Genomic DNA, 10187 nt, shown 5'->3' with positions numbered 1-10187 from the left:
TGTGGCGCCACGCCGCCGCCGGCGCCGCCGAGGGCCTGGACGCCGACGCGGCGGTGACCGCCGCCGCGCGGCGGCTGGCCGACCGGCCGGGCCACGATCCGATGGACGCGCACCGCTACGCCGCCGACGCGGTCTCGGCCGCGCTGGCCGAGCAGCGCGCGAACGGCGCCGGGAGGAATCTCGCGCTGCCCTGGATGGCCAGGCCCGACCACACCAATCTCAGCGATGACCTGCGTGACTACCTCGAGCGCCTCGAGGGCGCGATTCATGGCCGCCACACCGAACTACGCGCCCAGGTCGCCGCCGACCCGCCACGCTGGACCGCCGGCCTGGGACCACGACCGGAAGATCCGGCCACGGCCGAACGCTGGGACGCCATCGCGGGGCTCGCCGCCGCCTACCGCGACACCTTCGGCATCACCAGCAACGACCCGGCCCACCCGCTGGGCGAGCAGCCCGACACCCAAGGGCTGCGGGCTCGCGCCTGGCACGACCTCATCGGTCAATGGGGACCGCCCGGCGAGCACACCGGCACCGAACCCCAGCAGACAGCCAGCTCCGGCGAGGACGAGCTTGAGCGGCTACGCGAGGGCATCGACTTCGACGAGCTGCTGAAAACCTTCACCGACACCCTGGACGACCGGCACGAGGAACCGCTGTCGGTCCTGGTCGACCGCCACCACACCACCAGCCGGGAACTCCTCAACACGGTCGCGCACCAGGCCCTGGCCGAGCACGCACCGCAGGCCCTCGACCAGCCCGCCGAGGCCGCGCTGCTGGCCAGCCTCCGCCGGGCCGAAGAAGCCGGATGGCAAGCCGACCGACTCGTTGCGCGCACCGCCGGGCAGGGCAGCCTCGACGACGTCGACGACGCTGCCGCGGTGCTGCGCTGGCGCGTGGAAGCCCACATCGCCGACCACCAGCCCCCGGCCCGCGTCGCTGAACCGACCACGGAGCAGACCGACCGCTGGCAGAACCTCGCCACTCAGGAAGCACCGGGCGAGGTCTCCGACGCTTGGCGGCTGGTGTGGCGCCACGCCGCCGCCGGCGCCGCCGAGGGCCTGGACGCCGACGCGGCGGTGACCGCCGCCGCGCGGCGGCTGGCCGACCGGCCGGGCCACGATCCGATGGACGCCCACCGCTACGCCGCGCAGATCGTGGTCGATCACCTCGCCGAGCAGCGCGACCTGGGCGCCGGCGAGCGCACCGCGCTGCCCTGGCTGGCCACCCCGCACCCCACCGTGCGGGCCACCGAGCCCGAGCTCGCCGACCACCTCGATCAGGCCACCACAGCAGTGACCACACGCGTCGGCGAACTGCGCGACCAGGTCGCGACCGACCAACCCTCCTGGGCAGCGCGGCTCGGTCCCCGGCCGCAGGACCCGGCCGCCGCCGAGCAGTGGGACGCCGTCGCCGGGCTCGCCGCCGCCTACCGCGAGACCTTCAACATCCGCAGTACCAACCCGGACGTGCCGCTGGGACCCGAACCCGGCGGCGAGACCGCCAGGGCCGACGCCTGGCGGATGATCACCGACAAGTGGAGGCAGACGATGACCACTCCCAACGAGAACTTCCAGCGCGACGACACCATCGAACGGGTCGAGGCCCTGCGCGACGAGGTCCTGGAAACCCGCGAGGACTACCGCGACGACTACGTCGAGCGGCAGGCCGACTACCGCGACGAGGACGAGACGCACCGCGAGGACGAGGGCTACTACGAGCGCTACGGCTACGACGACGATGACGAACTGGACCAGGGCAGCGGGTTCCACTCCGGCATGGGCTTGTGACCTCGCCAGAACGCGTCACGCCGGCCAGGGCTCCCGAAGCTGCCCGGTGATCACCTGATCGGGTTTTGGGTCGTTGTCGCTACCGTGCCGCGCAGACCAACGATGAGGAGGAGGTCGCCGGTGCCTCGGCCCCGATTCCGTATCGCGTGCTGCCTCTGTGGCAAGCCCATCCCCCAGGCGTCAGACGTCTACGCTCTGGACGAGGAGTGGAAGCGCCGGTTTCCGGAGATGACCGGTGTCCTGGCCTGCGACAAGTGCGCCGTCTCCGGAAACCAGTGGAGATGCCGCACGGCTGATGGGTCCTTTGTGGCTGGTCATCGGCGCGCTGCTGGCCGGCCTGAGACCCGCGACCATGACTCCTGGGACCACATCGAGGCTATCGGTACGCAGATCGCAATGGTGTGCACGTACCCGTGGTCCGGTCTGCGGCAAGGGGCCGAGGAATACCTGCGCTACACGGCGAGGCGGCCCGGCCTCGACCAGGAAGTGGCGCAACGGATCGAGGACGCGCTCCACCGATGGGACGGGCAGCCGTCAGACGCTGGGCCGCCGGGTGGATGACCAGGCGCCGGCGTGGGACTGACAGCCCGGCTACCCCGGAAACCCAGGTGTTTCCGGGGTAACCGGGGTTTCCTGCGGCGCGACGATGCTGCCGTCGATGACCGCCACGGGGTCGGACTCGCGCGTGGCCAGCTCCGCCATCTCGGCCGGCGCCACCGCCACCAGCGCGGCCCCCACTGCGGCCCGGCCGTAGGTGAAGATCAGCGCGTTCAGCTTCTCCTTCGCAGCCTCCGGATCCGCCACGGCCTTCACATTCGCCAGGTGCCGGACCTGCTCGATCAGCTCCCCCATGTCCTCGGGCATCGTGATGTCTCCCCGCATCTTGTCGTGCAGCGTCATCGACTGGGACGCCGCACGAACCACAGCGTGACGGATCACGATCAGCCCGGTTGCACCACCCGGCCGTAGTGCCGGGCCACACTCCTTGCGTACCGCGCCGGGCTCGGTACGCCACCGCTCCAGATCGTCGGCCAAGGCGAGTAGTCGTAGCCGAGGCCGTGCTGCGCGCACCATCACGGAAGCAGCTCAGCCACCACGGTGGGCTTGGACGATCAGCGTGCCGACGAGACCGTCATCGGGGGCGGGCTGCACACGAGCGTTGATGCCGGTAAACCCGAACTCACCCAGCAGCGCCGCCCACTGACCGGGCTCATAGGACCAGCGGTAGACGAACACCGCCTTGCCCTTGAAGCCGTTGGCATACATCCCTTGCACGCCATATGCCCCCGGCACCGGCGGGGCGTGGGAGAACACCAGCGTGCCGCCGGGCGCGAGCCGATCGTGGACCAGCGGCAGCAGCCCGGCCGGGTCGGTGAACCACACCGCGCCCCAGATGCTGTAGACCGCGTCCCATTGCTGCTGGGTGCGCGACAGGAACTCGGTGACGTCGGCCTGGACGAAACGGGCGCCGTCAACCTCGCCCCACCTCCGCTGGGCGTACTCGTGCTGCTCGCCCGACAGGTCGATCCCGGTCGCGTCCACACCCGCGCCGGCGAGCGCGGCCACCGCATCCCCGCGACCGCATCCCAGCTCCAGGGCGGTGCGCGGCGAACCGAGCAGTTCGCGTCCCGGACCCCAGTGGGGATACTGCGTCCAGCCGAACGCCGGTTCCTCGGCGGCGTGCGCGGCGGTCCGGGCCGCGTAGGCGTCCCAGTAGGTGGCGGCGTCGGTGATGTCGGACATGACATGCCTTCCGGCGGACGGATCGGAGGGAAGCGGGCCGATCACGCTAGCCCGCATCCCCGACAGGACTGATCGCCGCGCTGGGCTGAATGGGGAATGGTGGCGGCCCGTTTCACCGATCCGGCAACATCGCGATGATCATCGCCGAGAGCATGTGCACCATGACCACACACGTTGATCTCTCGCTGCTGAACTACGCCCACGGCGGCGGCGACTGCGACGCCGACAAAGCGTGCGGCACCTGGGATTTCACCGGCCTACGGCGCACCATGCGCGGCACGCGGTGGCCCGACATCCTCGTGCTCTGCGAGGCCGAACGCTACGCATTCACCGGCGGCGCCGGAGCCTACGAAGCCGCGCTCGCGCTACGCCAGGAGCAGCGCGACCTCGGACTGCGGGAACGGCCGTACGTCCCGCTCAACGGCACGCTGACGCAACACCGCGGGCCGATCGCGCCCACCGTGTTCTACGACCCCACCACGATCGTCGTCCGGCAATGGTTCGACGGCGAGGACGCCGACGGCTACGAACGCACCCGGAACCTGCTGAAGTGGTGGCCGGCCGGGGCCGAGGACGGTCCGTCGAACCATCTGATCCCCCAGCACTGGCCCTGGAACAAGCCCCTGGGCAGGGTGTTCGACGCCGAGGAACTGACCCGTTACGGACGCCCCGGCGCCCCGCCGGCGGTGATCCTCGGCGATTTCAACACGGCCGCTTCCGGCGAGGACGTCGCCGGCTGGGACGCCATTAACTGGTGGCAGACCATCCGGCACTCGCAAGCCTGGGCCGGGCGCCCGGAGGTGTATGACTCCCTGCCGCTGGACATGCTGCTGGGCGTCTGGGACGCCGACCAAGGCCGCCGGGTGAGCGCCGGAGGCCACGAACCCGGCTTCGCTGACGTGGCCGAACTGGTGGGTGACACCCGGCCCACCGAAGCCGCGAAGCCCCCACGTCCGCCGCAGCGCAACATGCGGTTCCTGCTCAACGCCGGGTTCCGCGACCGCGTGGTCGACGGGTCCTACGAAGTGCACGACTTCCTCGACGAGGACAACTGGGACTCCGACCACAAGCGCGTCTCGGTCACGCTGGAAGTCGGCTAAGCCCAGCAAGCAACCCCGGCAAGCCAGGAAAACCCTGGGTTTCCTGGCTTACCGGGGTTTACGGGGAAGCCCCGAGTGCGCGGCGCTACTCCGGCTTCGTACGGGACTGCCGCAGCCGGTGCACGGCGCGGCCGGTCCCGAACGAGACGACGAGGCCCGCGGTCAGCAGGAACGCCCGCGGATCCACGGTGGCCCCCATCAGGATCGTGAACAGGAACGTCACCACCAGGGCCGGGGTGATCCGCCACGGGTCGTGCGGCACCTTGAAGGCAAGGAACACGGCGAAACCGATGGCCACCAGATCGACGGCGATGAGCAGCCAGATCGGCACTGCGGACTCCCCTCGATGACCCGGCACGGCGAAACGGCCGCGGCGGCCCCGCCGCGCACCACTGTCTCACTAGCTGCCGGGGCAGTAGCGCGTGGCGGGCACCAGGTCGGACTCGGTGAGCAGCCTGCGCACGAGGTCGACGTCCTCGGGTGGGCAGTGCTCGGGTACGAGCCCGGCGGCACGCCAGCGTGCCAGCAACCGTTCCCGCGCGCGGGGCGTAAGCCCGCCACGAATGCCGTGCTGCTCGGACAGCGGCCGGATGAGTTCGGCGGCCAGGCAGTCGGTGCGCACCGGACAGGTCGCGCAGAACTCGGTCGCGCGCCGGTGCCGCCAGCGGGTCTGGTCCTTCGGTTCGTCGTAGTCCTCGGGCCCGAACCACAGCTCGAGCATGGTGCCGGCGCAGGCAGCGCGGTCTTCCCAGTGCGTGCTCATGACGTGGTCACCTCCTTGACCTGCGGGCCCGTGAGCACACGGGCTGGTTCGCGGGGAACGGGACACAGTGCGGCGGAAGCACCTGAGCTGGAGCGCGGCGCGTGCAGCCGCCAGCCGTCCCGTCGGGTCTTGGCCTCATACATCGCCGAGTCGGCTGCGAGCAGCGCGTCGGACAAGGTGGCCGCGCGGCCGAGGGCACTGATGCCGAGTGAGACCCCGACCCGGACAGTCCTGGCGCCGGTGGACGAGGTGATGGGGATGGAGTCGGTCAGCGCGGCCAGCAGGGTGTCGAGCTGGCCGGGGCACAGCCCACGGGCCACGAAGGCGAGCTCGTCACCACCGAGCCGCCCGACGACCGCCGTGCGGCCGAGCTCGGTTTTCAGCCGGATGGCCACCGTCCGCAGGACTTGGTCGCCGGCCTCGTGGCCGTAGGTGTCGTTGACGGCCTTGAACTCGTCCAGGTCGACCAGGCCGAGAGCGCTGCCGTCGTGGCGCAGGGCGGATTGCGCGGCCGGTTCCCACGCCGCACGGGTGAGCAGCCCCGTGACGGGATCGCGGTGGGCGCGGTGCAGCTGGCGCGTGCGGGCGTGCAGCCGGGTCGCGGTGACCGCCCACCCGGTCGCCGCGGCCGCCGCGGCCGCCCCCAGAGCCGTCGCCGAGCGCGACGGCCAGGTGGGACGCCTCCACTCGAGGAAGAGCATGATCGGGCCTTTCTCCGGGTTTATGCGCTGCGCTGGTCGGGCTGCTGCCCGTTGCGGAGCCGTTCGGCGGTGGTGCCGTGCTGGGCGAACCGGTCGGCGCGGAACGGGGCGCCGATGTCGCGGTGCCGCCCGTCCAGGCAGTGCGCATGGACCCAGTCGGTCAGCCGGGCGGCGAAACCCGGCCTCCAGGTGTGGTGCCAGTACTGGGCGTCGCGCACATTGGCGGTCGGGCCGATGTTGGCCCGCCGCCAGCTGTAGGCCAGCGTGGCGACCTCCAACGCCAGGCCGGGATGGTCGCGCCAGCACTCCGGAATCGGCTTGGCCGGACCACCGGCGAGGCCGACGTAGGTGACGTTGAACCAGCCCACGAAGTTGTCGAGTGTCCAGTTCGGATCGTGGCCGTCCTTGCGGTACTGGCGGTCCTCGGCCGCGGCCGGCGGAGTGAACACCACCCACGGGGCGGGCCGGTCGTGTTTGTCGTCCTTGCCGTCGTCGTCCTCATCGCCGGTGTGGCCGTTTTCGAGGGCATCGAGCCGGTCGCGGAGCTTGTTGACCTTGCTGGCCAGCCCGCCGACGACTTCGGTCAACGCACTGATCTGCTTGTCCAGATCCTCGGAACCAGCGGATTCCTGCCCGCGTGCTGCGGGTTCACGGCGGGGGCTCGGGGTGATCTCGTCGTCGCTCACAGCGGCTTCACCTCCTGGTAAGCGGGCGCGGCACTCGGCGGCGCCGGGGCGGTCACGGCGTATCCGTCCGGGGAAACGGGAACCTCGCCGCCTCGCACGGCGGCGACGTCGGCCTTGATCTGGCGCCAGTCGCGGCGCTTCTTGACGTCGACCGTGCGGGCGAGGATCGGCTTGAGGTGCCGGTGGAACACGAGGACGCGGCCGCGGTCGACCGTGCGCACCGCGCCGGGCCGGTAGGTCGGCACTGACTCGGTGCCGACCGAGGTGCGCCCGATCCCGAAGACCCCGTCCGATTGCTGCTGGTAGCGGCGCCGCTCGTGGTGGTCGGCGATCGTGGAGATCCACTCCAGCGTCTTGGGGTCCTTGATCCCGCCCCAGAGCGTCAGCGTCGTGGTGTTGTCCAGCAGCTGGCGGCGCCCGTTCTCGCCGTAGAGGGTGTCCAGGTGCGCGAGGCTCTGCGCGGCCCAGTGGATGATCACGCCCCGGCCGGCCGAATCGGCCAGGATCTCCGGTAGCCGCGGCACCGGTGTGGCATCGAAGAGCTCATCCAGGTCGTTGGTCGCTGGCGGGTCGAGCCGCCGGGACGGATACGACAGCGCCATCTCCTGCTCGGTGGTGAGGATGTCCTCGACCAGCGCGGTGAGCACCGGGCGCACCTGGGCAGACTGGTGCTCCCCGGCGACCAGGAACAGCGAACCCTGGTTACCGATGAAGCTGCGGACGTCGAACTCCTCCCCCGGCTTCGGCGAGCACAGCTCCCGCAGCTTCGGGTCCAGCCAGGGCTCGATGACCCGCCGCACCGACAGCCACACCGCGTCGGAGGTCTCGGCGACCATGCCGATCTCGGCGCGCAGGTTGTCGGCCAGCTCGGGGGACCCGTAGCGGCGCAGCAGCTCGACCGGCTCCTGATCTGGGGGTTTGGTGATCGCCCACGTGACCAGGTCACCGACCCCGCGGCCGTCGTGCGCGGCGGCGAGCAGATAGGACTGCACGACGGTTTTGGCCCGCTCGCGGAACACCTTGTCGTTGCCGCCGACGTTCTCCAGGCCGACCGCCGCGGCGTCGACCAGCGTCTCGGCTCGGCGGCGGGCGGTGCTGAAGTCCCGGCACCCGGTCACCGGCGAGTACCGCACCTGCGCCGGCCAGTGCACCTCGCCGGTGGTGTCGAAGACCAGCACCGGTCCGGCTTCGGGACGGCGGGTGCGCTCCAGCGCGGCGAATTCGACCAAGTCGGGCTTGGTCGTGGAACACAGCAGCGCACCGGGCGCGGCCAAGGCTTTGTGCACCAAATCCTGACGCGACTTACCGGACTGAGTCGGAGCGAACGCGCCGGTCGGATTCTCCAGCGGTGTGCACATGAGCTGGTGGTTCGGCCCGCGGTGCAGCGGCGCGGCGACCTCCTCCACCGGGGCACGGCGCCGTTCGCGCGGGGGCAGACTCGGCCGGGTCCACTCCGCGGTGCGCCGCGCCGCCTCGGGTGAGAGCTCGCGGCGGATGTCCTCCCGGCTGGCATGACCGGGCTGCGAGGGGCCGAACCGGCGCCAGGCCAGCCCGGTCACCGTGACCAGCCCGGCCGCGACCAGCACGATGATCGCCAGCGTGACCGTCCAGTACAGGCCCGCCTGCCCGGCCAAGACCGCGGCCCACGGGTCGCCGAGCCCGGCGGCCGGGTCACCGGGGTTGCCGAGCACGGCGAACACCCCACCCACCCAGGTGTCGAAGCCGGGCATGGCCCAGGGCCCGCCGGTGAGCACGGTGGCGGCAGCGGCGCCGGTCATGAGCGCGGCGGCCAGGGCCAGCAGCGCGCCGAGCACCGCGACCAGCATTCCCATCAACGCGATGTCGCGATCCGCGGTCGGAGAAAGACGATGCTTGCTCATGCCTGGGGACTCCCTTGCTGTGCTGGCGGTGGCGGCGGTGCAGCGGCGGGTTCGGCGACCCGCCTGATGGCCACGACCTGGGGCGCCCACGCATCGAGGCGTTCGAGAATCACGCCGGTCTTCTCGTCGTAGGCGTTGACGATCACGCCGTCGCCGGCGTACATACCCACGTGCTGCGGATTGCTGGGTGAACCGAGCGATCCGGAGATGAACACCAGGTCGCCAGGCTGGATCTCACCGAGACCGCCGACGGCGCGGCCGTCGTTCTTCTGGCCGCTGGTGCCGGCCGAGATCGGCACCCCGGCGTGGGCCCACGCGGCCTGCATCAGGCCCGAGCAGTCGAACTTGTCCGGCCCCTTGGCGCCCCAGACGTAGGGAGCGCCGAGCTTGCTGAGCGCGTACTCCACGGCCGCGCGCTGCCGCGGGTCGGCGGGCAGCTGATAGCCCGGCGGGAGCGTGGCCGGATCCAGCGGGATGTTCGATCCGCCCTGGTCGGGGCAGCCCAGCGCGGTGTTGAACGACGCCTGCTGGGCCGGGCCACCACCAGTCGGCGGCGGGACCGGGTTGTCCGGGCCGGTCCAGAAGCGCGCCATCAACTCACTGGCCGGCTGCTCCTGCGGGGCGTAGCGCTCCGGGAACGCCGATGCCTGCACCTCCTGCTGGGCCACGCCCGGTGGCATGGTGTGCCAGCCGTCGAGTTCCACCAAGTGGTCCAGGAACGTGCCCGTGGCATGGACGGGGTTGGTGACCTGCTCCGATGAGCCCCATCCCATCGACGGCCTCTGCTGGAACAGCCCCAGCGAGTCCCGGTCGCCGTGGTGAACGTTGATCAAGCCCGACTCGACGATCGCGGTGGAAATCGCGATGACCGCGGCCCGTTTCGGCAGGTGCCGCTGCTGGACCACCGAGGTGATGGTCCAGGCGTTGGTCATCTGCTCGCCGTTCCACTGGCGATCCCCGACCTGCTGCCCACCGCCGCCGGGACCGCCGTCGCCGTGGCAGCCACCGAAGGCGGTGCCGAGGCTGCCGGAGACCGCGATCACCGCGACCCCGACCATCGCCGCGGGCATGATGATGAACGCGGTGAGCGCGACCGCGACCATCGAGTAGACGGTGCCCTTGTTCGAATCCGACATGGCCGCTACCGGTCCGCGTCGGCCCGCTGCCGGAGCTGGGCGTTGGTGTCGAAGGTGTGCTTCTCGGTGCGGGACAGGACACTTTGGACCTTGTAGCCAGGATTGTTTTCGATCTTCCACAGCGCCCGGCCGGTGCGTTCCATGCACCAGCCGGTGGTGACGTCGGATTCCTTGGCCGACAGGGCGAAGTCCTCGGCCAGCTCGTCGGCAACCCTCGTGCTCTGTCCAAACAGGATTCTCGTGCTGCACAGCGCGAGGAGGTCCTTGGCGATGGCGACTTCCTGGCTTCCGGCGTTGCCCACCGACAGGAAGTCCGAGGGCTTGTGCCCGACGAGAATCTGGATCTTCTTCTCGGCGCGGGACAGCCGCAGGTCGGAGTCGACGGCCT

Annotated in this window: 10 protein-coding genes and 1 pseudogene; 2 read left to right on the top strand and 9 right to left on the bottom strand. The window is 70.9% G+C overall.

The window, feature by feature from the left end; translation table 11 throughout:
- On the top strand, window positions 1-1790 hold a 1790-nt coding region (locus ABD691_RS18735), incomplete at its 5' end, for a hypothetical protein (protein ID WP_344681468.1).
- A 591-nt stretch (window positions 1791-2381) separates the two neighbouring features.
- On the opposite strand, the gene ABD691_RS18730 is transcribed toward ABD691_RS18735, so the two are convergent.
- Together ABD691_RS18730 and ABD691_RS18725 are read right to left on the bottom strand one after the other, a co-directional pair.
- Window positions 2382-2825, bottom strand: coding sequence for a hypothetical protein (locus ABD691_RS18730; RefSeq protein WP_344681466.1), 444 nt, complete (start codon window positions 2823-2825; stop codon window positions 2382-2384).
- A 51-nt stretch (window positions 2826-2876) separates the two neighbouring features.
- Window positions 2877-3533, bottom strand: coding sequence for a class I SAM-dependent methyltransferase (locus ABD691_RS18725; protein WP_344681464.1), 657 nt, complete (start codon window positions 3531-3533; stop codon window positions 2877-2879).
- Between the two features lie 161 nt (window positions 3534-3694).
- Between ABD691_RS18725 and ABD691_RS18720 the strand changes: the two genes are divergently transcribed.
- Window positions 3695-4633, top strand: a complete 939-nt coding sequence (locus ABD691_RS18720) for a hypothetical protein (RefSeq protein WP_344681462.1) — start codon at window positions 3695-3697, stop codon at window positions 4631-4633.
- Between the two features lie 85 nt (window positions 4634-4718).
- On the opposite strand, the gene ABD691_RS18715 is transcribed toward ABD691_RS18720, so the two are convergent.
- The 7 genes and pseudogenes from ABD691_RS18715 to ABD691_RS18685 all read right to left on the bottom strand — a co-directional run.
- A complete protein-coding gene (locus ABD691_RS18715; protein ID WP_344681460.1) occupies window positions 4719-4964 on the bottom strand; it encodes a hypothetical protein in 246 nt (81 codons plus the stop codon).
- A 69-nt stretch (window positions 4965-5033) separates the two neighbouring features.
- Window positions 5034-5396, bottom strand: coding sequence for a WhiB family transcriptional regulator (locus tag ABD691_RS18710; protein ID WP_344681458.1), 363 nt, complete (start codon window positions 5394-5396; stop codon window positions 5034-5036).
- A complete protein-coding gene (locus ABD691_RS18705) occupies window positions 5393-6097 on the bottom strand; it encodes a GGDEF domain-containing protein (RefSeq protein ID WP_344681457.1) in 705 nt (234 codons plus the stop codon). The genes ABD691_RS18710 and ABD691_RS18705 overlap by 4 nt, the downstream gene beginning before the upstream one ends.
- Before the next feature lie 20 nt (window positions 6098-6117).
- Window positions 6118-6783, bottom strand: coding sequence for a hypothetical protein (locus ABD691_RS18700; RefSeq protein ID WP_344681455.1), 666 nt, complete (start codon window positions 6781-6783; stop codon window positions 6118-6120).
- Complete coding sequence (locus ABD691_RS18695) at window positions 6780-8663, bottom strand: type IV secretory system conjugative DNA transfer family protein (protein ID WP_344681453.1); 1884 nt, start codon at window positions 8661-8663, stop codon at window positions 6780-6782. Before ABD691_RS18695 ends, ABD691_RS18700 begins: the two co-directional genes overlap by 4 nt.
- Entirely contained in the window at window positions 8660-9799 is a 1140-nt protein-coding gene (locus tag ABD691_RS18690) for a C40 family peptidase (protein ID WP_344681451.1), read from the bottom strand. The genes ABD691_RS18695 and ABD691_RS18690 overlap by 4 nt, the downstream gene beginning before the upstream one ends.
- Window positions 9800-9804: 5 nt before the next feature.
- Window positions 9805-10187 (bottom strand): annotated as a pseudogene (locus tag ABD691_RS18685) (ATP-binding protein); the annotation flags it as partial.

This window comes from Saccharopolyspora taberi (assembly GCF_039534165.1).
GTDB classification, from domain to species: Bacteria; Actinomycetota; Actinomycetes; order Mycobacteriales; family Pseudonocardiaceae; genus Saccharopolyspora_D; species Saccharopolyspora_D taberi.
This window is presented reverse-complemented; position numbering and strand designations above follow the sequence as displayed.

Excerpts from the sequence above, each read along its gene's own strand:
- ABD691_RS18725 (WP_344681464.1), bottom strand. The coding sequence starts at position 3,533 with ATGTCCGACATCACCGACGCCGCCACCTACTGGGACGCCTACGCGGCC.
- ABD691_RS18710 (WP_344681458.1), bottom strand. The coding sequence starts at position 5,396 with ATGAGCACGCACTGGGAAGACCGCGCTGCCTGCGCCGGCACCATGCTC.
- ABD691_RS18720 (WP_344681462.1), top strand. The coding sequence starts at position 3,695 with ATGACCACACACGTTGATCTCTCGCTGCTGAACTACGCCCACGGCGGC.
- ABD691_RS18705 (WP_344681457.1), bottom strand. The coding sequence starts at position 6,097 with ATGCTCTTCCTCGAGTGGAGGCGTCCCACCTGGCCGTCGCGCTCGGCG.
- ABD691_RS18690 (WP_344681451.1), bottom strand. The coding sequence starts at position 9,799 with ATGTCGGATTCGAACAAGGGCACCGTCTACTCGATGGTCGCGGTCGCG.
- ABD691_RS18695 (WP_344681453.1), bottom strand. The coding sequence starts at position 8,663 with ATGAGCAAGCATCGTCTTTCTCCGACCGCGGATCGCGACATCGCGTTG.